The 22,726-nt window shown below is 57.5% G+C and carries 20 protein-coding genes; 16 read left to right on the top strand and 4 right to left on the bottom strand.

From position 1 onward, the window contains the following. The first annotated feature begins 40 nt into the window (after positions 1-40). The 15 genes from PD282_RS21375 to PD282_RS21305 all read left to right on the top strand — a co-directional run bounded on the left by PD282_RS21375 (position 41) and on the right by PD282_RS21305 (position 18,359). Positions 41-1,390 carry an ABC transporter substrate-binding protein gene (locus tag PD282_RS21375; RefSeq protein ID WP_274653011.1) on the top strand — a complete coding sequence of 450 codons (1,350 nt, stop codon included), beginning with the start codon at positions 41-43 and terminating at the stop codon, positions 1,388-1,390. 104 nt (positions 1,391-1,494) lie between these two features. After that, on the top strand, positions 1,495-2,412 hold the full coding sequence (locus PD282_RS21370; protein WP_274653009.1) for a carbohydrate ABC transporter permease: 918 nt from the start codon (positions 1,495-1,497) through the stop codon (positions 2,410-2,412). Beyond that, positions 2,412-3,248, top strand: coding sequence for a carbohydrate ABC transporter permease (locus PD282_RS21365; protein ID WP_274653007.1), 837 nt, complete (start codon positions 2,412-2,414; stop codon positions 3,246-3,248). The genes PD282_RS21370 and PD282_RS21365 overlap by 1 nt, the downstream gene beginning before the upstream one ends. An 821-nt stretch (positions 3,249-4,069) precedes the next feature. Next, complete coding sequence (locus tag PD282_RS21360; RefSeq protein WP_274653005.1) at positions 4,070-5,224, top strand: Gfo/Idh/MocA family protein; 1,155 nt, start codon at positions 4,070-4,072, stop codon at positions 5,222-5,224. Between the two features lie 14 nt (positions 5,225-5,238). Then, complete coding sequence (locus PD282_RS21355) at positions 5,239-6,474, top strand: DUF6807 domain-containing protein (RefSeq protein ID WP_274653003.1); 1,236 nt, start codon at positions 5,239-5,241, stop codon at positions 6,472-6,474. Then, positions 6,471-7,265, top strand: a complete 795-nt coding sequence (locus tag PD282_RS21350; RefSeq protein ID WP_274653001.1) for a Nif3-like dinuclear metal center hexameric protein — start codon at positions 6,471-6,473, stop codon at positions 7,263-7,265. The genes PD282_RS21355 and PD282_RS21350 overlap by 4 nt, the downstream gene beginning before the upstream one ends. Positions 7,266-7,368: 103 nt before the next feature. Continuing rightward, positions 7,369-9,639, top strand: a complete 2,271-nt coding sequence (locus PD282_RS21345; RefSeq protein ID WP_274652999.1) for a helix-turn-helix domain-containing protein — start codon at positions 7,369-7,371, stop codon at positions 9,637-9,639. A gap of 256 nt (positions 9,640-9,895) precedes the next feature. After that, a complete protein-coding gene (locus PD282_RS21340) occupies positions 9,896-10,225 on the top strand; it encodes an ArsR/SmtB family transcription factor (protein WP_274652997.1) in 330 nt (109 codons plus the stop codon). After that, the gene (locus PD282_RS21335) at positions 10,222-10,743 is read left to right on the top strand and encodes an SRPBCC family protein (protein ID WP_274652995.1); all 522 of its coding nucleotides are present in this window, start codon (positions 10,222-10,224) and stop codon (positions 10,741-10,743) included. The genes PD282_RS21340 and PD282_RS21335 overlap by 4 nt, the downstream gene beginning before the upstream one ends. Positions 10,744-10,829: 86 nt before the next feature. Continuing rightward, positions 10,830-11,249, top strand: a complete 420-nt coding sequence (locus PD282_RS21330) for an SRPBCC family protein (RefSeq protein ID WP_338045256.1) — start codon at positions 10,830-10,832, stop codon at positions 11,247-11,249. Between the two features lie 135 nt (positions 11,250-11,384). Beyond that, positions 11,385-12,374 carry a carbohydrate ABC transporter permease gene (locus PD282_RS21325; protein ID WP_274652993.1) on the top strand — a complete coding sequence of 330 codons (990 nt, stop codon included), beginning with the start codon at positions 11,385-11,387 and terminating at the stop codon, positions 12,372-12,374. Continuing rightward, positions 12,371-13,210, top strand: a complete 840-nt coding sequence (locus PD282_RS21320) for a carbohydrate ABC transporter permease (protein ID WP_274652990.1) — start codon at positions 12,371-12,373, stop codon at positions 13,208-13,210. Before PD282_RS21325 ends, PD282_RS21320 begins: the two co-directional genes overlap by 4 nt. Before the next feature lie 136 nt (positions 13,211-13,346). Continuing rightward, positions 13,347-15,098: a cache domain-containing sensor histidine kinase gene (locus PD282_RS21315; protein ID WP_274652988.1), complete on the top strand. Its 1,752-nt coding sequence runs from the start codon at positions 13,347-13,349 to the stop codon at positions 15,096-15,098. Positions 15,099-15,199: 101 nt separating this feature from the next. Further along, a complete protein-coding gene (locus tag PD282_RS21310) occupies positions 15,200-16,531 on the top strand; it encodes an ABC transporter substrate-binding protein (protein ID WP_274652986.1) in 1,332 nt (443 codons plus the stop codon). A 214-nt stretch (positions 16,532-16,745) separates the two neighbouring features. After that, positions 16,746-18,359, top strand: a complete 1,614-nt coding sequence (locus PD282_RS21305) for a response regulator transcription factor (RefSeq protein ID WP_274652984.1) — start codon at positions 16,746-16,748, stop codon at positions 18,357-18,359. A gap of 211 nt (positions 18,360-18,570) precedes the next feature. On the opposite strand, the gene PD282_RS21300 is transcribed toward PD282_RS21305, so the two are convergent. The 4 genes from PD282_RS21300 to PD282_RS21285 form a co-directional block, all read right to left on the bottom strand. After that, a complete protein-coding gene (locus PD282_RS21300; RefSeq protein WP_274652982.1) occupies positions 18,571-19,425 on the bottom strand; it encodes an SDR family oxidoreductase in 855 nt (284 codons plus the stop codon). After that, positions 19,422-20,513, bottom strand: a complete 1,092-nt coding sequence (gene uxuA / locus PD282_RS21295; RefSeq protein ID WP_274652980.1) for a mannonate dehydratase — start codon at positions 20,511-20,513, stop codon at positions 19,422-19,424. The genes PD282_RS21300 and uxuA overlap by 4 nt, the downstream gene beginning before the upstream one ends. Positions 20,514-20,535: 22 nt before the next feature. Next, positions 20,536-21,213, bottom strand: coding sequence for a GntR family transcriptional regulator (locus tag PD282_RS21290; RefSeq protein WP_274652978.1), 678 nt, complete (start codon positions 21,211-21,213; stop codon positions 20,536-20,538). 443 nt (positions 21,214-21,656) lie between these two features. Then, positions 21,657-22,184, bottom strand: coding sequence for an HD-GYP domain-containing protein (locus PD282_RS21285; protein ID WP_420832321.1), 528 nt, complete (start codon positions 22,182-22,184; stop codon positions 21,657-21,659). 37 nt (positions 22,185-22,221) lie between these two features. On the opposite strand from PD282_RS21285, the gene PD282_RS21280 reads away from it, so the two are divergent. Further along, positions 22,222-22,509 carry a hypothetical protein gene (locus PD282_RS21280; protein ID WP_274652975.1) on the top strand — a complete coding sequence of 96 codons (288 nt, stop codon included), beginning with the start codon at positions 22,222-22,224 and terminating at the stop codon, positions 22,507-22,509. Positions 22,510-22,726: the final 217 nt, after the last annotated feature.

The following is a 22,726-nucleotide window of genomic DNA, read 5'->3' as shown; positions in this document are numbered from 1 at the left end:
ACTGTAGTACGGAATACTTTGAACTCATGGGGGTTACGAGATGAAAAGCAAACGATTGTTGACCGGGTTGATGATTGTGGCCATGTCGGGATCGATCCTGTCCGCCTGCTCGTCTTCGAAGAACAGCTCGCCTGCAAGCGGCGAAGGCCAGACGAACGCAAGCACCGGCAGTACCACATCCGGAGGAGCGGCAGCCGATCTGAAGGGCGAGATTTCGATCGCGGCCTGGAACGACGCTGCCGATTCGCTTGACGGGGAAATTGCCGGGTTCAATAAAAAATATCCGAACGTCAAAGTGACGGTGCAGCACGTGGACAGCAGCTATACGAAAATCATCCCGCCGCTGACCGCCGGCATGGGCGCGCCGGACATTATCCAGATGCAGCAGCGGGATTTCCCGAACTTCCTGCTCAAATTCCCCGACCAGTTCGTCGATCTGTCGGACAAGCTGATGGCGCACAAGGACGACTTTGCGCAAAATGCCTGGAAGACGGTCGAACAGGACGGCAAAGCTTACGCCATTCCGTGGGATATCGGTCCTTCGGCGGTTTGGTACCGGAAGGATTATTTCGAACAGGCCGGGATCGATCCGAAGACGCTGACGACGTGGGACAAGTTCATCACGGCCGGCAAGCAGCTGCAGTCGAAGCTGCCGAAGGTGAAGATGACCACCGAGGACTTCACGGCAACGGGCGACATCGACGTTTTTTACCAGCTGATGAACGAGCTGAGCGGCGGCTTCTACAACGAGAACGGCGACGTCGATTTCGCCAAGCCGGCCAACATTCAGGCGCTTGAAATGGTGAAGAAATTCAAGGATGAAGGCATCGCCCTGAACACCCCGTCCTGGGACGAGCGAGTAAGGGCGGTCGTTAACGGCGACGTGGCGACGGTCATCTACCCGGTATGGTACGCCGGCACGATCAGCCACCAGGCCGAAGACCAGAAGGGCAAATGGGGCGTCATGCCGCTGCCGGCCTTCACCGAAGGCGGGCCGAACCAGGCGAACTCCGGCGGCTCCGTGCTGGCGATCAGCACGCAGTCCAAAAACAAGGATGCGGCATGGGCGTTCCTCGAATATTCGCTGATGACGAACGAAGGCCAGGACGTTCAGCTGGAGCACGGCCTGTTCCCGTCCTGGAAGCCGTATTATAACACCGCAAACTTCAAAAAAACCGATCCGTTTTTCGGATTTCCGCTAGCCGATTTCTTCGGAACGGTGTCGACCAACATCCCGCCGCTTGATTACGGCGCGCATTTCCTGGAAATCAACACGCCGCTGCAGAGCGCGATCGGTTCCGTCCTGAGCGGCAAAGCCGACATCGAGTCGGCGCTCAAGAAAGCCGACGCGGATGCGGCCAAAGCGTCCGGATTGAAAGCCGCGCAATAACCGGCCCGGCTATGCCGCAAGTTTATTCCCCGGGGAATGGCTGCCTCGGGGAACCTTTTTTAAAGGCGACATACGTTCTTCGTGTCCAAAAGGAGGTCTCCGCGTTGCACACCGATCCGAATCAGCTGACGGCTGGCATACATCCCGCGGCAAAGCGGCGCAAAATCGGTTCGATCCTGATTCCTTATGTATTTATTCTTCCGTTTTTCATTATTTTCGCCGTCTTTATTTTGTATCCGATGATTTATTCGCTGGTGCTCAGCTTCAGCGAGTTCAAATCGGGAGCCACGACCTTCGTCGGGTTCGCCAACTACAAGCAGCTGTTTACGACCGACCTGTTCTGGAAATCGCTCCTGAACACGGGCGAGGTGCTGGTCGTCCAGGTTCCGATTATGCTGATTTCGGCCACCATCATCGCCTCGCTGATTCATTCCAACCGGCTTCGATTTCGCGCCTTGTTCCGGCTGTTCTTCTTCCTGCCGGTACTGATCGATCTGGTCACCTACTCGATTGTCTTCTCGCTGCTGTTCAGCGAAACGAACGGGCTGATCAATTTCGTGCTGCACGCCGTCGGCATCGGCGACATACCATGGCGCTCAAACCCATGGGCGGCAAAGGCGCTCATCATCATCGCCATTACGTGGCGCTGGACCGGCTACAACAGCATCATTCTGCTGTCGGGCCTGCAGTCGGTATCGCGGGAATATTACGAGGCGGCCAATATTGACGGGGCGGGGCCGATCCGGTCGTTCTTCTCGATTACGCTGCCGATGCTGAAGCCGGTGCTGCTGTTCTGCATGATTTTGTCGACGATCGGCAGTCTGCAGCTGTTTACCGAACCGTTTATTTTAACGAGCGGGGGACCCGACAATTCGACCATCACGGTCATTCAATATTTGTATCAAACGGCGTTTACGTCGTTCAACTTCGGCCTTGCGTCGGCGGGCGCGTACATCCTTACCTTTATCATCGCCGCCCTGTCCTATATTCAGATCCGGGTCACCAAGGGAGGGGAATACTGATGGTCAAAGGCATGCGCAGCCAATTTGCCGGACTCGTCACGTATCTGTTCCTGGGCCTTGGCGGCCTCGCGTCCATTTACCCGTTCTATTGGATGCTCACGGCGTCGACGCTGAAGGAAACGGATATTTTCAAAACGCCTCCGCGGATGCTGCCGGAAGGTCGGTTCTTCGCGAACGTCCACAATTTGGCGGAGCAGTGGCCGATTTGGCGGGCGCTGTTCAACAGCTTGTTTACGGCGGGCGTCGTGACGATCAGCATGATCCTGCTGTCCGCCCTCGCCGGCTATACGTTCGCCAAGTTCAAATTTAAAGGCCGGGATATGCTGTTCTATATCGTGCTTATGACGATGATGCTTCCGACGCAAATCTCGCTGATCCCGCTGTTTATCATCATGACGAAACTGGATTGGATCAATACGTATTACGCTTTGATCGTGCCGTTCATGGTCAGCGGCTTCGGCGTGTTCTTCATGCGGCAGCAGATGCTCGCATTCCCCGACGAGCTGATCGAATCGGCCCGGATCGACGGCGGGCGGGAGCTGTATATTTTCGTCCGGATCGTGCTGCCGACAATGAAATCGCCCGCGGCGGCGCTCGGCATCATTACGTTCCTGAACCAATGGGGGAACTTTATCTGGGCGCTCATTACGACGAACGACAAGGAAATGTACACGCTGCCGCTGATGCTGTCGACGATGGTCAGCCCGGGCAACGTCGTGAAATACGGCTCGGTCATGGCCGGTGCGGTAATCGGCCTTGTTCCGATCATCATTCTGTTCCTGTTCTTCCAGCGGCATTTTATTTCCGGCGTATTCAGCGGCTCCGTCAAAGGATAACGGCGGCGCACTTCCGTTCGGTCGGGAACGTCGCCGGCGTTATCGGAAGCGCGCCGCAGCAGGGCTTACGGCAGGAGGAAGATTGCGCGTTCTTCGCCGATGCGCCCGAAATTTGGATGACAGATGAAGCGTTGACCGTCAGTGAAGCTGTGACGGATCTAACCGCCCGCCTTCTTTGCGAAGCCGGGCGTTTTGGCGTTTTGGCGCGATATTCGAAAAAAGATTCCGGAAAAGTATTGATCTCATTTTCGCTCAACATGTATACTAGTCTTATCAGTGAATGAGTAAGCGGTTCCATTGCCGCTCCAGTTCAGCCGACGGGAGATGATGCTGCCAATTGCGGCGGAAAGAACGAATTGCCGAAGCGGCCGGATCGCCCATAGGCGGGCGAATTCTGTTATAACGAACGATCAGCTGTCGTATGCTTTTAAAGCGAGTTTTTGCTCGCAGGATGTTCTTCAGGAAGTATCGCAAAAACTTAAGCGTATGCTTCCGAAGCGAGTTTTTGCTCGCAGGGTGTCATTCAGGAAGTATCGCAAAAACTTAAGCGTATGCTTTCGAAGCGAGTTTTTGCTCGCAGGGTGTCATTCAGGAAGTATCGCAAAAACTTAAGCGTATGCTTTCGAAGCGAGTTTTTGCTCGCAGGATGTTCTTCAGGAAGTATCGCAAAAACTTAAGCGTATGCTTCCGAAGCGAGTTTTTGCTCGCAGGGTGTCATTCAGGAAGTATCGCAAAAACTTAAGCGTATGCTTTCGAAGCGAGTTTTTGCTCGCACGGTGTCATTCAGGAAGTATCGCAAAAACTTTTAGGAGATGAAAAAAATGATCCGAGTAGCCATTATCGGGAGCGGTTCTATTTCTTCCGCCCATATCGATGCTTATTTGACCTTCGGGGAACGGTGCAAAATCGTTGCGGTGTGCGATCTTTTCAAGGAAAGCGCCGAGAAGAAGAAAGCGCAGCACCAGCTTGACTGCGAAGTGTACGACGATATCGACAAGCTTCTGTCGCAGGATGATATCGATCTCGTCTCGGTCTGCACGCCGCCTTATACGCATGCCGATCTTGCCATCGCCGCGCTGAAAGCGGGCAAGAACGTCATCGTCGAGAAGCCGATGGCTTCCTCGCTGGCCGAATGCGACCGTATGATCGAAGCGGCCGACGCTTCCGGCAAAATTTTGTCGATCGTCAGCCAGAACCGTTTCGGCGACGCGATCAACAAGCTTAAAACCGTGCTCGATACCGGCCTGGCCGGCCGCATCGTCCATGCCCAGGTCGACTCGTTCTGGTGGAGGGGCTATACGTATTACGATCTGTGGTGGCGCGGAACATGGGAGAAGGAAGGCGGCGGCTGCACGTTGAACCATGCCGTCCATCATATCGACATGTTCCAATGGATGATGGGCATGCCGGAGAAGGTGACGGCAATCATGAGCAATACGTCCCACGATAATGCCGAAGTCGAGGATTTGTCGGTCGCTATTTTGTCCTATCCGCGCGCGCTGGCGCAAATTACGAGCTCTGTCGTCCATCACGGTCAGGAGCAGCAGCTCATCTTCCAGGGCGAGAAGGCCCGCATCTCGATGCCTTGGAAGGTGACGGCGTCTTCGGCTCAGGACAACGGCTTCCCGCTGCCGAACAATGAGCTGGAGAAGGAGCTGCAGGATGCGGCCGACAAGGTGGCTCCGCTGCCTTACGTTGGACATAAGGGTCAGATCGACAACGTCATGACCGCGATCGAGAACGGCACCGGCGACGTGATGGTCAACGGAAGGGAAGGCCGGAAAACGCTGGAGCTGATTACGGCGATTTATCAATCGGCCAGCACCGGCCAATCGGTCAGCCTGCCGCTTGAGCCGGACAGCCCGTTCTATACGCGCGAAGGCATTATGGCCGGGGCCACGCATTTCTACGAAAAGAAAAACTCGGTTAAGGCTTTCGGCAAGAACGAAATTACGGTCAGCGGCGAGTCCAAATAATGGCGGATACGGTCATGAAGACGAATTTCCGAATCAAACTGTCTCTTCCCGCCGGTACGGTGCTGCCGACGATCGTCAGGGCGGAGCTGGATGAAGCCCTGTTCGCCGGGCTCAGCGCCTTGTCGGCGGACGGAGAGCTCGTTGCCGTCAGCGAGACGGCAGGCCTCGAACTGGCCTGCCAGCTGAGCGGGGATGCCTTAACGGCGTCCCCGCAAGGGACGGACCGGGAAGCGGCGCTGTACGTGCTAGCGAAGGACGTTCCTCTGCCGCTGGACGCCGAGCTGTCGCTCGCCGTCCGGCCCCGCAGCGAAGCCGTTCCTGTCGACCGGCGCTACAACCCGTGGAGCGAATTGCCGGGAGTGCATCTCGACCATCAGGAGGACCGGGAGCGGGTCATCGTCAGCATCGAAGGCCGGCTGTTCACCCGTTATCTGTATTCGGCCGGACTTGCCAAGCCGTATTATTATCCGCTGATCGGACCGCACGGCAAGACGCTTATCCAGGACGGGCCGGACGATCATCTGCATCATCACGGCATCTGGTGGGGACATGACGATGTCAATGGGCACAAGCTGTATCATGAGTTTCGCGGCGAAGGGAAGCAGGTTCACCGCACATTTCTGACGCTTGCCGGCGGACCGGTTTTCGGCCAGATCACATCGCTGATCGATTGGCTGGACGAGGACGGGAACCTGCTGCTGCAGGAGACGCGAACCGCCCGGGTATACAATCTTCCGCCGGAATCCCGTTATACGGATTTCTCGACGCAGCTGTTCGCTTCCAGCGGCGGCGTGACGTTCGGGGACACAAAGGAAGGCGGATTTCCGTTTATCCGGGTCAACGAGCAGATCAACGGGCATCATACCGGCGTCATTACGGCGGGGAACGGAAAAGCGGGCGAAGCCGAAATATTCGGCACGACGGCGGAATGGGTCGATTACAGCGGCAGGCTGTTTGTGCGCATCAACCGCGACGGCGAGTCCCCTGAAAAGGAGTATGCCGAAGCCGGCATCGCCGTATTTACGCACCCGTCGAATGAAGACTATGCCTCGCAATGGTTCGTGCGCGACTACGGGCCGTTTACGCCGGCGAACTTTCACTTCTGCGGAGGCAAGACGATGCAGGCCGGCGATTCGCTCGCGATGCGGCACCGGGTTTACGTTCACGCCGGCGACTCCGCAGCGGGGAACGTAAAGGAACGATACACCGAGTACGTATCTCCGCCGGCAGCGGAGGTTGTATCCTCGTGAAGCCGACGGTTCAGGCTGTGATCGACGCGCTGATCGAACCGGTCGGCACGCTCGAAAAAACCGTCGATACGCTCAAGATCGGAAATCCGCATGCTGAAGTAACCGGAATCGCAACCGTTTTCATGCCGACCCAGCGTGTCATCGAGCAGGCTGTCAGCCTGGGGGCGAATTTGATTATCGCGCACGAAGGCCCGTTCTTTTCGCATCACGACCGTTCCGGGCTGGCAGAGGACGATCCGGTTTATTTGACGAAGAAGCGGCTGCTCGAAGCATCGGGCACCGCTCTCTTCCGCTTCCACGATTACATGCACCGTTACAAGCCGGATGCCGTCATGCTGGGCTTGGTCGAGGAGCTCGGCTGGGAGCCGTACGTGCGGGAGCATCAAGCGGTATCGACCGTCGCGGTTATTCCGCCGTCAACGGTGCTGGAGGTAGCGGAATATGTCAAGCGAAAGCTTGACATTCCGTTCGTCCGCATCGTCGGCGACCCCGGCATGAGCTGCGAAAAAATCGGCCTGCTGGCAGGCTACCGGGGCGGCGGGGCGACGGCGATTCCGCTCTACGAGAAGGAGCGGCTGGACCTGATCCTGTGCGGCGAGGGGCCGGAATGGGAGACGCCCGAATATGTTCGGGATGCCGTTCGGCAGGGGAGCCGCAAGGCGCTCCTTGTATTGGGCCATGCGGAAAGCGAGGAACCGGGCATGAAATGGCTGGCCGGGCGGCTCCGGACGATGTATCCCGGCCTCCCCGTCCATTACGTGAAAGAAAGGCCTTTATTTCAGGTAATCTGATCCGGCGGGCAGCCTGGAGTCGTTGTAAACGCTCCGGCTGCCCGATTTCCACTCAGGCGGAAGCATCCATTTCGCCATCCTTTCGTCAGGAGCGTGCTTCGCAATGAAGATGAACTGGTATTGCCGCATGCTGCTTTCGTATACTCCGATCTTCCTCGTGGTTGGCTCCTCCGTTATTTTTGTCCTTTTCACGGTGCTGAACAATGATTCCGAAAGCCGGTCCTCGGGTACGAACCGGACGATTGCCGAACAGGTGATGCGCAATACCGATGCCAATCTGAAGCTGATCGAGCGCAGCGTTGTAAGTGAGCTGGCGAAGGATCAGGCCATCCGGGATTTTTTCTCCGGCCAGCCCACAACGGTCTACGATGATTACGTGACGCAAAAAAACCTGGTCGATATGCAGTCGCTGTTTCCGTTCGTCAATTCGGTGTATTTGTACAACGCCTCCAAGCAGCGGGTGTTGACGGAGACGGGCGTTTACCCGATCGAATCGTTCGCCGACAAGCCGTTTCTGCTGTCCGCCTACAAGCATCCCGCCGACGGCTGGACGAACCCGCGCGTTTATGCCCAATCTCCGTTCGATAAAAGCGGGCAGAAGGTGGTTTCGCTCGCCCTATATGTACCATACGCCGCAATGAAGCAGGGCGCCGTCGTCGTGAATATTTACGCGCGCTCGCTCGAGCAGTATCTGGGCACGTTCGCCGACAGCGGCACCGGGACGATTCATCTGCTCGATTCGTCCAAAACGGCGTTCGACACCGGCGCCATGACGGACAGGCTGCCGCAGCTGTTCGCCCAATCCCCGTACACGGGATGGTATTTCTACGATGACAGCGTCCATGCAATGCCGTTTCATCGATTGTCCTTCCTCTCCAATGCGTGGGTCGTCGTCATGCTCGCCATGATCGGTCTGGCCATCGCCGGCTCCACCGTCATCACGCATATGCATTACAAGCCGATCAAGGCCATCTTCGGCAAGGCGAGCGGTTATATGGCCCGCAAAAGCGAGGAGCTCAGGCTGATTCGGCCCCGAAACGAGCTTGCTTTTATCGAAACGGCGCTTGACCATTTACTGAAGAAGTCGCTCGATTACCACAACCTGCGCAAGGAAAACCGCCTGCTGAGACAGCAGCGCCTGTTCCAGGACCTGCTCGCGGGGCATCGCATCCTAAGCGAAGCCGAATGGGAGAAAGAAATGGCTGCGCTGAACTTGCCGTATCGATTTGACCGGCTGGGCGTCGCGGCGCTCGAAATCGACCATTACCGCACATTCACGAAGACATATAAGCCGGGCGACCAGCGTTTATTGAAATTTATTTTGGAAAGCGCTTTCCGCGAGCTTGCGCAGCAGCGGGATCTGTTTGTATGGCACGCCTGGTTAAAGCCATGCCAAATCGTTTTTATCGTCCATTTGTTCAAAACGGATACGTCCACCGGCGCCGAGATGCGCGAGCTGTGCGAGGATTTCCGGACATGGGTCAACCATCACCTGCAGCTGACGGTAACGGCGGGGATTGGCGCGGAGTCGGATGCCGTTGACACGCTTGTCGAATCATGCCGGAGCGCGCAGGAGAACGTTTCCTGTAAAGCGGTATTCGGAACCGATACCGTCATCGATAACCGCCTGCGGCAGGCGAAAGCAAGCGGGGATGCCGATTTCGTCGATTTTCAGGCGATTCGCGAGTTGGCCCAGGCGTTCCGGATGGACGACAGACTGTGGAAAGAGAAGCTGACCCGCATGTTTGAGGCGATGAACGATACGCTGATGACGAAGAGGGCGATGGCGGAGTTTATCCGCGGCGTCACCCGGCAGCTGGGCAAAGAAATCAGCGTGCTGTCCGCGGATATCCGCTTCCTTTGGATGGATCAGTATCAATACCGGTTCGAGGAGCTTGCGGACGATACGGAAACATTGGCGGAGCTGAGCGAGCGGCTTACGGCCCTGATGGGAAAGCTCGAAGATGAGCTGAAGCGGGAGCGCGTCAGCCGTAAGCATCACAGCGTCGCCCTTCAGGTCAAGCAATATATCGACGAACATTACGCGGATCCAAAGCTTTCGCTCCTGCATGTAAGCGGCCGATTCGGGCTGCAGCCCGCAACCTTGAGCCATCTCTTCAAGGAAGAGCTCGGCGAGAAATTTATCGATTACGTGCTGAAGCTCAGGTTTGGCCACGCCCGCCGGCTGCTGGTGGAATCGGACGAGCCGATCCAGAGCATCGCGGAGAAGGTCGGATACAACCATGCCATCTCGTTTCACCGGGCATTCAAAAAAATGTACGATCTACCGCCGGGGGAATATCGCAGCTTGCACCGCCCCGGGCAATTAACGCCTGTATCTTCCGAGAAAATGAAGGCAAACATGAAAGGGTAAGCCGCCGCGCCTTAAAAAGGTTAAAAACGGTTCGGCACCCGTATTTTTTGGCCTTCGGCTCAAGCAGCCGGCCGGCGGATCAAACGAAATTCGGGGAACATGCACCGGTGCAGGGGGATAATGGCCAAACATACGGCTTCTCCCCCGTTCGCGCATGCTTTTTTATCCGTAAGAAATCCCGTTCAAAGCCTTTATATGCCTTTACAGTTATATAAACGGTAGGTTATAATAGCGTCAAAAAGGAGGGCAAGCCGCGATGCTCGATACGTATGCCGTAGTGGCGGAGCCTTCACGACGGCGCATTCTCGACCGGCTGCTGCGGTCCGATTCCACCGTCACGGAGCTGACCGAGGAGCTCGGTCTGTCGCAGCCCTTGGTTTCCAAGCACCTCCGGACGCTCCGCGAGAGCGGCCTGGTGCGGGTTCAGGTTAAGGCCCAGCGCCGGATTTATTCGCTGGACGCCGCACCGCTTGCCGAGATCGACGAGTGGCTGAGCGCCTACCGGACGAAGTGGAACCGGCATGCGGACGCGCTGGCCAGACACCTCGACCGGACAAAATCATTACGGGAGGAAGATGAACGATGACGTCACGCGAATTGGCAAATGTCCGCTTGTCCGAACAGGACGGCGGCTGGGTGCTTGTACTCACTCGCACGCTGGAGCACCCGCGCGAAGAGGTTTGGAACGCTTTGACGCGGGCCGACCGGATCCCCGACTGGGGACCGTTTACGACCGACAGGGATCTGACCGCCGCAGGGCCGGTGAAGCTTGCACATATCGATATGCCCGAGGCGGAAGAGGTGGAAGGCTTCGTGCTGGAAGCCGAAGCGCCGCGCCTTCTGGTTTTCAAATGGGGGACGGATATCCTGCGGTGGGAGCTGAAGGACGAGGGTGAGCGGACCCTGCTCGTTCTGCGCCACCGCTTCGCCGACCGCCCGCAGGCGCCTTCCTATGCAGCCGGATGGCATCTGTGCCTGGATGGTCTCGCCGGCACGCTGGCCGGGGAAAAGCTGCCGTCCATGGTCGGGCGCCAGGCGATGAAGCATGGGTGGCAGGAGCTTTACGAACGGTATGCGGAGAAGCTGGGAATCGACATTTCATGAATTAGCGCTCCGCTGCCGCCTGGAGGCTTTGAATCTTCTTTATTACATTCAGAGGAAGGAGAATTCTCCTGAACAATTTGACGAAAATGAGCATTCGCAGGCCCGCAGGCGATGTGTTTGAAGCGTTCGTCGATCCGGAGAAAATCGGCGGTTTCTGGTTTTCTTCGAGCTCCGAACGATGGGAGCAGGGGCGAACGGTCATTCTGCGGTACGAGGAATATGATGCGGAAGGGGAGATCGAGATCGTCGAACTGATACCCGGCAGGAAAATCGCGTTTCACTGGGGGAGCGGCGACGAGCGCCATCTCGTGACCATTACGCTGAACGACCGGGAGGACGAAAGCACGGTCGTCGAGGTCAACGAAGAAGGCTTTCGCGAGGACGATGCCGGGCTGATCCCGAAACTGGTCGGCAACAAAGAAGGATGGGTTTATATGCTGACCTGTCTCAAAGCTTATCTGGAGTGCGGCGTGACGACCTTGAGGGCGGGACTCGTCCACGGGTAAGCACGCTCGCCGCTGCATCCGATCCTTCATTTCGGATTATTTTGAAAGAATTCGTGGTTTTCTCCTCTACTTCCGGTCCGGCTGCGCTTTTATACTGGGGATACGATAAAGACATTCCGCAAAGAGGTGACCTTTATGAACCTTCCCCAAGACGCAGCCGCCGGGCGCACCGGCCGCAGCGGAGCGCAGACAAGCCTCGGCGCAGGCAGCCGCAAACGTTCCTTCCTCAGCCGGTGGGATTCGCCGATCGCCGGTTATCTGTTCATTTCGCCGTGGCTCATCGGCTTTCTCGTCCTGACGCTGTATCCGATGCTGCTGTCGTTATATTACTCGTTTACCAACTACACGCTCCTGAGTCCGATCAAATGGGTCGGATTCAACAACTACGCCCGGATCTTCACCTCGGACGACAAATTCGTACAGTCGCTCAAGGTGACGTTCGAATTTGTCGCCGCCTCGGTGCCGCTCAAGCTGATCGCCGCACTGCTTGTGGCGATGGTGCTGAATAAGGCGGTCAAAGGCATTTCCGCCTACCGGATTGCGATCTATTTCCCGTCGCTGATCGGGGGCAGCATCGCGGTTTCGATGCTGTGGCGCAACATTTTCGGCGTGGACGGGTTCATCAACAAGGCGCTGGGGGCTTTCGGCATTCAGGGCGTGGGCTGGGTCAGCGATCCGCGTACGGCGCTTTGGACGATTATTCTGCTTACCGTATGGCAGTTCGGCTCGTCGATGGTCATTTTTCTGGCGGGGCTCAAGCAAATTCCGAAGGATCTGTACGAAGCGTCCTCGGTGGACGGCGCAAGCCGATTCGTCCAGGCGATCCGTATTACGCTGCCGATGCTTTCGCCGACGATCTATTTCAACCTGATCATGGGCATCATCAACGCCTTCCAAATGTTTACGTCCGCCTACGTCATCACGAACGGCGGGCCGCTTAACTCGACGATGGTATACGCCGTGTACCTCTACGAGCGCGCGTTCAACCGGTACCAGATGGGCTATGCGTCGGCGCTCGCCTGGATTATGCTGATCATGATCGCGGTCGTGGCGGGCGCAATCGCCCTGACGTCGAAATATTGGGTGTTCTACGAGTCGGAGTCGGGAAGGGGGCGAGGGCGATGACGTCAAGCGCAAGAGGCGCGGTCCGTCACGTGCTGATGATCCTGTTCAGCCTGCTCATGATGTATCCGGTTATCTGGTGGATCGGGGCATCGCTGAAGTCGAACGCGGAGCTCAGCTCGCCGAACATATTCCCCAAGAGTCCGCTGTGGCGCAATTACATCGACGGCTGGACCGCAATCCCGGGGCATTCGTTTACCGATTTCTACGCCAACACGTTCCTGCTGGAAATCGGGGTGCTGGCGACGACGCTCATCGCCTGTACGCTGGTGGCGTTCGGCTTCGCCCGGCTCGATTTTCCGCTGAAAAATTTCTGGTTCTCGATCCTGATGCTGACGCTGATGCTGCCGTCGCAGGTGCTTATTATCCCCCAGTATGCGATGTTTTACCAGTTCGGCTGGGTCAACACGTATTTGCCGTTTTACGTACCCCACCTGCTGGCGAGCGGCGCGGGCGGAACGTTCTTCGTCTTCCTGCTTGTCCAGTTTATCCGCGGGGTACCGAAGGAGCTTGACGAGGCGGCGAAAATGGACGGATGCTCGTGGTTCGGCATTTATAGGCGCGTCATCATGCCGCTCACGAAGCCGGCGATCGTCACGGTCATGATTTTCTGCTTCCTGTGGAACTGGGACGACTTCCTCGGCCAGCTGCTGTATATCAACTCGGTGGACAAATATACGATCGGCCTTGCGCTCAAAATGTTTAACGACTCCGAGTCGGCCCAGCAGTGGGGGCAAATGCTCGCGATGTCGCTCGTGTCCATCATTCCGGCGACGCTCGTATTCGCTTTCGCGCAGAAGCAATTGGTGGAAGGCGTTGCGACGACGGGCATAAAGTAATACACTGAATACAAGATTCGGCAAAAAGCGACGAATTTCGTTGCTTTTTTGCTGTTTGAAGGGACCGAAAGGGGAAGGCGGTCGTCGATTACGTGCGATTTTAGGGTGATCGTTTTCAGGAGGGGAAGCGGCGTCGATGAAAAATCCGTTTAAAAAATACCGCGTCGATTATTTGTTTTTCGGCAGCTTCGCCGTGCTGATCATCGCCATTTTGGCGGCGACGGCCTTGACGGGCTACGGCCTGTCCTCGAAGGAGCTGGCGGAGACGACGTCCGTCAACCAGCGGAACCTGCTGGACGAGCTCAACAACGAGATCGCGTCCCGGCTTCTGACGATCGAACAGATCTCGCTGTCCACCTCGCGCGACAATAAACTGACCTCCTTTCTGACAGACTCGGACGAATTTCTGCGCTTCAAAAATTTCCGGGACGTTCAGCAGTCGCTGTCCAGCTTGACCTATTCCATCCCGCTGATCCAGGGGATCGATCTGTACATGAACAACCCGCTGTACGGCGATTCGCAGAGCTACATCCAGTTCCATCCGCTGAAGGAAGCTTACAGCCAGCGCTGGTTCGACGCGGTCCGCCGGAGCGATTCCGGCTGGTCCGACGAATATTTGATCCATGCGTTCCAGGGCGACGTCCCCGTACTCAGCTTTGCGCGGTCGATCGTCTACAACAACAGGCTGCTCGGCTATTTGGTCATCCATGTCAAGGCGGATACGCTAAAGGATATGCTGGGCGGACGTTCGGCCGACGCGAGCCGGATGATGCTGGACGGCTTCGGCCGCCCGCTGCTCAAAATCGGCACCGTGCCGACGGCGGCGGAGTGGACCCGCTGGAAAAGCGAGATGACGGGAAGCTCCGGCGTATTCCGGATCCATGAGCACAGCGGCGATTCGGGCCTGCTGCTCGTCTATTCCCGCATTCCGGATTCGGACTGGACGATGGTCGAAATTACCCCTTGGTCGCAGATTACGAAGGGCAGCCTGCGGCTTGCGGCGGCCATCGCCGCCATCGGCGCCGCCGCGATCCTGCTCACGCTCGGCGTGACGCTGATGCTCAGCCGGCAGTTTACGAAGCCGATCAAGAAGCTGGTGACCGCAATGAACCGTTATTCGCTGGACGGACGGAACGAGGAGCTGCCGCTCGATTACGAGAACGAGTTCGGCTATTTGTTCTCCGGTTACCGGAAGCAGAACGAGCGGATCGAAGAACTGATCCATTCCTTGCGCATCCGCCACGAGCAGCAGCGCAGGGCGGAGATCGAGGCGCTGCAGGCGAATATTAACCCGCATTTCCTGTATAATACGCTTGACCAGCTCAACTGGATGGCCATCAAGGCCGGGCAGAGCGAGATGAGCCGCATTCTCGAGCTGATGGGCCGCATGTTCCGGATCGGGCTCTCCAAAGGCGAAACCTTCATCACGATCGCGGAGGAAATCGAGCAGCTGACGTGCTACATCGAGATTCAGCAGCTTCGCGGCGGGCCGTCGATCGAATATGCGATCGAAGCGCCGGAAGAGCTGATGGAGCTGTACATGCCGAAAATGATTTTGCAGCCTTTTGTGGAAAATGCGGTCGTGCACGGCTTTCATCTGCGCGAGCGGGGGCGGATCGAGATCCGGATCGCGGCCGCCGACACGAGGCTGCGGATTACCGTCGACGACGACGGGGCCGGTCTGCGGGGCGGCGCCGGATTGACGCCGAGGCGGAAAACCGGCGGCTACGGCATCCGCAACGTAAAGGAACGGATCGCGGCCTATTTCGGCGGCGAATACGGCGTCCGGATTGGCCCGCGCGAAGGAGGAGGAACGAGCGCCGAGATCGTCCTGCCGCTGCTGGCCGAGAAGCCCGGAACCGCAGCCAAGGAAGCGGGGATCGGATAATATTAAAATAAATTGTGCATTTCTCTCCTATAACCGGTCCCTCCCGCTTGATACGATAAACGAGTAGAAAACGATTGCATCTAAGGGAGATGAACAAAGGGATGGTTTTTTGGAAACGAATGGCCGGTCTGACGGCGACGGCGGCGCTTGCCTTCTCCTTGGCGGCATGCGGCGGCGGCAGCGGCAGCAGCAACGGCGGCGGCTCGTCGGACGCAGGCGGCGGGAATTCCGCGCAGACGACAGACGGCGGATCCGCGCAAAACGTCAAGCTGCGCATTATGTGGTGGGGTTCCCAGCAGCGTCACGAAGCGACGCTTAACGCGCTGAACGCGTATACGAAGCTGCATCCGAACGTAACGTTCGAGCCGGAATATTCGGGCATGGACGGTTATCTGGACAAGCTGTCCACGCAGGCGGCGGCGAAAAACGCGCCGGATATTTTCACGCTCGATCCGGGCTGGGTCGCCGATTGGGCGCAGCGCGGCCAAATGCTGGACCTGACGCAGGCGATTGACCTGTCGAAGGTCGATAAGAAAGTAACCGCCGTCGGGAATGTCGGCGGCAAACAATACGGCATTCCGCTCGGCTCCGTCGCGGAAGGCATGATCTATGACAAAGCCGCGCTCGACAAGCTGGGCGTTCCCGCTCCGAAGAACGGCTGGACGTGGGACGATTTCTTCAAGCTGATGGAGCAGATCAAGTCGAAGCTTGGCAAAAACCAGTATGCGACGAAGGATTATGCCGGCGACTACTTTGCTTACAGCGCGTATCAGTATGCGCAGGGCAAAGGGCAAATCATTACGGACGACGGTAAATTCAATCTGGACCAGGCGACGTTCATCGCGTGGGCGACCGAATGGCAGAAGCTGCGCCAGGAAGGCGTTGTGCCGCCGGCTGACGTCAACGCCTCGGACAAGGAGCTCGATCCGACAGGCGACCTGATGGTGAAAGGAACGATCATTTTCCGCCTCAGCTTCTCGAACAACCTGGTCAGCTGGGACAGCATCAAGCCGGGCGCGTACGCGCTCGTCACGATGCCGCGCGCCGCGCAGGCCGGCGGCTGGCTGAAGCCTTCGATGTTCTTCGCCGTTTCGCCGACGTCCAAGAACGCGGCAGAAGCGGAGAAATTCATCAACTGGTTCATTAACGACCCCGATGCGGGTAAAATACTCGGTACGAGCCGCGGCGTTCCGGTCAACAATGATGTCGCCAAGGCGCTCCAGCCGACGCTCAGCGCGGCGGACAAAGCCGGCATCGACATGTACAACGCCACGCTGCCGGACGGCCAGCAGTGGTCGCCGGGCGCTCCGGGCTGGACGAACTGGATCGACAAGGATTGGCTGCTGGTCCGGGACGAGCTCAGCTTCGGCAAGAAAACGCCGCAGGGAGCGTTTGACGAGCTGAAGAACGCGGCCAAGGACTACGAAAGCTAAGCGGCTTTAGGTGCCCGCAGGATTGACTGGGCGTTCATCCTGCAGACGCAGGAGCGCCGGCGCCCCCGCCGGCACGCGAAGGCCGCGGCGGAACGCAGGACCGCGAAAGCATTTGCATAGCATTCCACGTAATAAGCCCGGCAGCGGTTTTCGCTGCCGGGCATCTTGGTTGCCGGGCGCACACCGGGAACAGACACCGAAGGAGGACCGGAGCATGTGGAAAATCGCAATCATCGATGACGATCGGCAGGTTCTTCAGGGAATGAAGATGGCGATTCCATGGGAAGAGCTTCGTGCAGAATGGGCGGGAGAGGCGATGAACGGCGAGGACGGCCTCCGGCTGGTCCGCGAGACGCGCCCGGATTTGATCATTACGGACATTTATATGCCGGTCATGAACGGCCTTGATATGATCGAGAGGCTGCGAGACCTCGATTTTCAGGGAAAAATCGTCATTTTAAGCGGGTATTCGGATTTCGAATACGCCCGTCAGGCGCTGCGGCTGAACGTGACCGATTATTTATCCAAACCGGTCAGTCTCCCGACCTTGAAAACGGTGCTCGGCCAGACGCTTGCGCTCATGGAGGAAGAGGACGCGAAGCGGATGGAGCGGAACGAGCTGGAGGAGAAGCTGCGGCTGTACCAGCCGTTTATTGAGAAGGAATGGGTGAAATCGGCCGTTTCCGGCACGCTGGATGTCTCGTACAAGCAGGAAAACCTGCTTCCCGAGCCGTTTCGCTTCTGGCTGGGCGTGCGGCATGTCGTGGTTGGCATCGAAATCGTGCGCGATGCCCGCGTCGAAGAAATGTCGCTATCGGATATGAATTTGTACCGCTTTGCGCTTAGCAACATCGCGCTTGAACTGGCCGCCGACATTTTTCCGTCAGCCGAATATACGGAGCTGTACGGAACCCGCTCCGCGCTCGTCCTCCATCCCGCCCCGGACGACGCGGATGGGGAGGAGCTGCGCATGCGGCTGCGGCAGCTCGGCGCCGCGCTCATCGACAGCGCAAGAAGCTTCCTGAAGCTGACGATCCATGTCGGCCTCGGCAGCCTGAAGGGCAGCTGGCGCGACATTCCCGATTCGACGGAGGAAGCGTTCCGGGCGATCGAGCTGAAGGAGCGGGCGGCAGTCAAAGGCTACGATCTGTATACGCTGCCGGAAGGCGGACGGCGGGCGACGCTCGCCAGGCCGGTGAAATTTTACCAGGAGCTGGCAGGCGCCATTAAGGCGGGCCAGGAAGCGCTCGCTCACGAAATCATTGCGGATTATTTGGAACGGCAGGAGCGGGAGGGCCTGACGGCGCCGGCCGATCTGCAGATGCTGGCGGGCGAGCTGTGGGGCGTCATCGCCTACAGTCTGTACGAGGTCGGCATCGTGCTCGACGATTTGTTCCCCGGCCGTCACGTCCAGAGCGAAATCGGCGGGCTTACGCGGCCGGGAGCGCTGTCCGTCTGGCTGAAGGAGAAAGTGACGGTCATCTGCAACAGCCGCGAGTGGAAGGGCAGCAGCAAGCACCGGCAGGCGGTCGATTTTATGCTGCAGTACATCCACGATAATTTCGCGGAGGACATTACGCTCGCCGAGCTTGCCGACAAGGTGTCCATTTCGCGCAACTATTTGTCCAATATTTTCAAGAACGTGACCGGCGATACGTTCAACAACTATTTGACCCGGGTTCGCATGGAGAAAGCGAAGGAGCTGCTCCTGGAGAAAAAAATGCTCGTTTACGAGGTGGCCGAACGTGTCGGCTACAAGAACGTCCCGTATTTCAGCACGCTGTTCAAAAAGTTCACCGGCATGAATCCGACGGAACTGGCAAAATGACGAAATGACCGGCAAGGGACAACTCCCTCGCCGGTCATTTCTTTGTCTCAACTTTTTTATCGGGACGATGCTCCGTTTCCAAATCAATCGGCGGCGGGTTCGCTTCTTCCCGCTTCCCGCCAAACAGCTCACCCGAGCGCCATCGAAGGCGGCAACAGCCCCGGCGGACGCGGCCCTGGCAAAGCGGCCCAGGCGGGAAGCGGCCCGGAAGCTACACGCCCGCGTAAGAGAGAAAGCCGCCGTCGACCGGAACGGTCGTGCCGGTGACGAAGCCGGACGTCGTGCTGTCGACGAGCCACAGCAGCGCGCCGAGCAAATCCTCCGGCTGGCCGAAACGCCGCATCGGCGTATGCGTAATGATTTTGTTCGAGCGTTCGGTCAGGGAGCCGTCCTCGTTCAGCAGCAGCCGCCGGTTCTGCTGGGTGAGGAAGAAGCCCGGCGCGATGGCGTTGACGCGAATGCCCGCTTCGGCCATATGGACCGCCAGCCACTGCGTGAAGTTCTCGATCGCCGCCTTGGCCGCGCTGTAGGCGGGCACCTTGGTCATCGGCGACGGGGCGCTCATGGACGAGACGTTCAGGATGACGGCGCCTTCGCGGCCCAGCATCTGTCTTGCGAACACCTGCGTCGGAATCATGGTGCCGACAAAGTTCAGATCCATGACATTGCGGAAGCCCTCGACGCTCAAATTGAAAAACGTCGTGATGTCCGGGTTGTCCAAATCCTCGGATTTGAAAATTTCGTTCGTCGTGTTGGCGCTCGGATGGTTTCCGCCTGCGCCGTTGATCAGAATATCGCACGGCCCGAGCTTCTCCAGCACGACGCGCCCGGCTTCGTGCGCGCTTTCCGGGTTCGTGACGTCGCAGGCGACGGCGATTGCCGTTCCGCCTGCCGCCTTGATTTCGTCCGCGACGGCGATGCCTTTGTCGAGCGTGCGGTTCAGAATCGCGACGCGCACGCCCTGGCGCGCCAGCTCGAGCGCCATGACCCGGCACAGGACGCCGGAGCCTCCGGTAATGACCGCCGTTTTTCCTTGCAGCGCATCGTGTTTCGGCAGCTGTTTCATTTCGCAACAACCTTCTTTCTTTGTTTATGTTCCACCCTTTTCAGGGAGTCCCACAAGCCCCACAAATACATGATGCCGAGCGCGCGGTCGTACAGGCCGTAGCCCGGCCGGCACTGCTCTTCCCAGATGTGCCGCCCGTGGTCCGGACGCGCGTAACCGTTGAATCCGGTCTCGTAATAAGCTTTCACGATGCCCGCGATATCGACGGTACCGTCCTCGGTGCGGTGCGACGTTTCGATAAAATCGCCGTTGTCGAACACGCGCACGTTGCGGATATGGGCGAACGGAATGCGGTCCGTAAATTCGTGAATCATCGAAACGATATCGTTGCCGGTGTTGGCGCCGAGCGATCCGCTGCATAACGTAATTCCATTATAAGGGCTGTCGACCAGCTTGAGAAACCTTCTGAAATTGTCCTGGCTCGTCATGATGCGCGGCAGACCGAAGATCGGCCACGGCGGATCGTCCGGATGGATCGCCATTTTGATGCCGTGCTTGGCGGCGACAGGGATGATCTCCTTCAGAAAATAACCGAGGTTGTCCCAGAGATGCTCCTCGGTCACTTCTTTATAAGCTTCGAACAGGCCGGCCAAATGCTGCATCCGCTCGGGCTCCCAGCCCGGCATCGTCAGCGACGGATTGACGTTGATCTTGTCGACGAGCCGCAGCGGGTCGACATCCTCGATCCGGCTTTTCTCATAAAACAGCGCGGTCGAGCCGTCGGCCGCCTCCTTGAACAGGTCGGTGCGCACCCAGTCGAACACCGGCATAAAGTTGTAGCAGATCACCTTGACGCCGACCTGGCCCAATTTCTCGATCGTTTTCTTGTAATTGTCGATATAGACGTCGCGGGAAGGCAGGCCCAATTTAATGTCCTCATGCACGTTAACGCTTTCAACCACGTCGATGTGAAAGCCGGCCCGATGCGCTTGATCGCGGATGTGCAAAATTTTGTCCATCGGCCATTCTTCCCCGGCAGGAACGTCGTGCAGCGCCCATACGATCCCCTCGACGCCCGGGATTTGTTTGATCTGGTCCAGCGAGACGGTATCATTGCCCTCGCCGAACCAACGGAACGTCATTCTCATCTTCTTTAATCCCCTCCACCTATCATTTGAAATAGTTCGGATACTTCTGCTTCAGCACCGCCAGATCCGCAATGTTCTGACTCAGGTGCTCCTTCATCAGCTGCTCCGCTCGGTCCGCGTCGTGCGTTTTGATGGCCTCCGTCATCTGCTCGTGCTGCGTCTGCAGATTGCTCCAATGATGGTCGACGGCGAGCCTCAGCACGCGGCTTCGGTTCAAATGCACATTCATCTGCTGAATGACGGCCCAAGTATTCTGCTTCCGGCATCCGTCGAAAATCGTGCGGTGAAACGCTTCGTCCAGCTCGAACATCCGTTTGTCGTCCTGATTCAGGACGCATTCGCGCTGTTCCCGGAGGTTGGCCTCCAGCTCGGCCAGCGAGGCGTCCGGAAAATGCTCGCAGGCGAGCCGGATCACCGACTTCTCGAGCTGTTCCCGCATGAAACGCGCTTCTTCGACAAGCTCGGTATCGATCAGGGAGACATACGTGCCGCGCTGGGGAAGCACCTGCACGAGCCCCTCCTGCGCGAGCCGCATGAAGCTTTCCCTGACGGGCGTGCGGCTGACCTGGAACGCGAGCGAGCTTTCTTTCTCCGAAAGCGGAGTACCGGGCGGCAGCTCCAGGCTGAGAATCTGCTCTCTCAGCTTGTAATAAACCGCGTCTCTGGCGGAAGGCTGCTGCGGGCGAAGAGTGAAATCCATCACGCACCTCCTCTCTCCTCATACTACCACACTAGTATGGTAGTTTGGAACATCGAAATAATCGATTGAACGGGCGGAAACCGGCGATTATAATAATTTTTTAATATGACTAGTGATATAAGCGAGGGCAGCGCTGAGCGGATCCGTGCGGCAGCACGCATTTCCGTTCCCCGCTTCGCCGTAGGCGGCGGCCCATGGCCATGTCCGATCAGCAATCGAGCGGGTTATGCGCAGCCACCTGAACATGTTCATCGTGGAGAAGGACGAGCTGAAAGCGAACTATCCGGGTTATTTCAAATAACCGGACGGACCGGCGCGCGGCCGCCGAGACAAGTCCATCTAGCGGGCCGCCTTCCTCTTGACCTTGACGGTCAGGGGAGGGCGGCGTTTTATTTTGTGCAAATCGCAGCTCAGCTCCGTTTTTGGGCCCCGTTTGAGCCTCGTTAAATATAGTGCGGGCGTTTAATGGAAGCATCCAGGTCGTGAATCAGGATGTTTTCCCTTTCCTCTTCCAAAATCCCGAGAAACACGTCGGCAACGACGGGATCGAACTGCGTGCCTCTGCATCTCCGGAGCTCCTCGATGACGTCCTGAAGCTCGAGGCGGTTCTCGCGGTATACCCGCTTCGAGGTCATGGCGTCGAACGAATCCGCAACGGCCATAATGCGGGCGGCGAGCGGAATTTGCTGCTCCTTCAGCCCTTTCGGGTAACCGGTGCCGTTATACCGTTCGTGGTGATGCAGCACCATATCGAGCACGCCGTTTTTTTTGAACTGCGGAATATGTTTAATAATTTCGTAGCCGATGACCGGATGCTGCTTGATGATGTCGAATTCGCTTTCGGTCAGCTTGGACGGCTTCAGCAGCACGCTTTCGCTGATCCCGATTTTGCCGATATCGTGGAGCAGTCCGCCGATGTAAATCGACTCGCGCAAACCGGGGGGCAGGTTCATCGCCCGGGCGATCTTCAAGGCGTAGCGCAACGTTGGACGAATGGGAGGAGGTATAGTGGTCCCGTTTGTCGAGGGAATTGGAAAGGGCGAGTATGAGATCGATCGAGCCCAGCTTGTTGTTGATGTAGCCTTTCATCAGTTCCTTCGCAATGATGCCGATCGCGGCCGTAAGCAAAATATGAAAAAACGTCGTTTTGACGTCTTCCATCAGCGTCCAGTTAATCGTCAGCTGCACGGCCAGAATGAGCAGGCTGATCGCAATGACCACCTCGATGCGGCGGTTCCAAAAAGAGATGCCGGCGAGGACGACGGTCAGCGTATAGAGGGAGCCGGTGGCCAATGAGGAGGAATCGTGAACATTTAATAAAACGCTTAGTAGGAGTGAAATGAGTGTGACATATCGTAAATAATTGATATTTTGCAGCCATAATCCCAACGTTTGGTACACGTTCCAATCCCTCCAAATTCCCGTTCCTATGCAGATATTCACTATTAGGCTATTATAATCGCTCCCTCGAGAGAAGTTCAATATATTGATATGTTCGCAGGGAACGCCCTTT

This window comes from Paenibacillus humicola, from assembly GCF_028826105.1.
GTDB classification, from domain to species: Bacteria; Bacillota; Bacilli; order Paenibacillales; family Paenibacillaceae; genus Paenibacillus_Z; species Paenibacillus_Z humicola.
The sequence above is the reverse complement of the archived record's forward strand: the minus strand, read 5'-3'. Positions and strand labels throughout refer to the sequence as shown.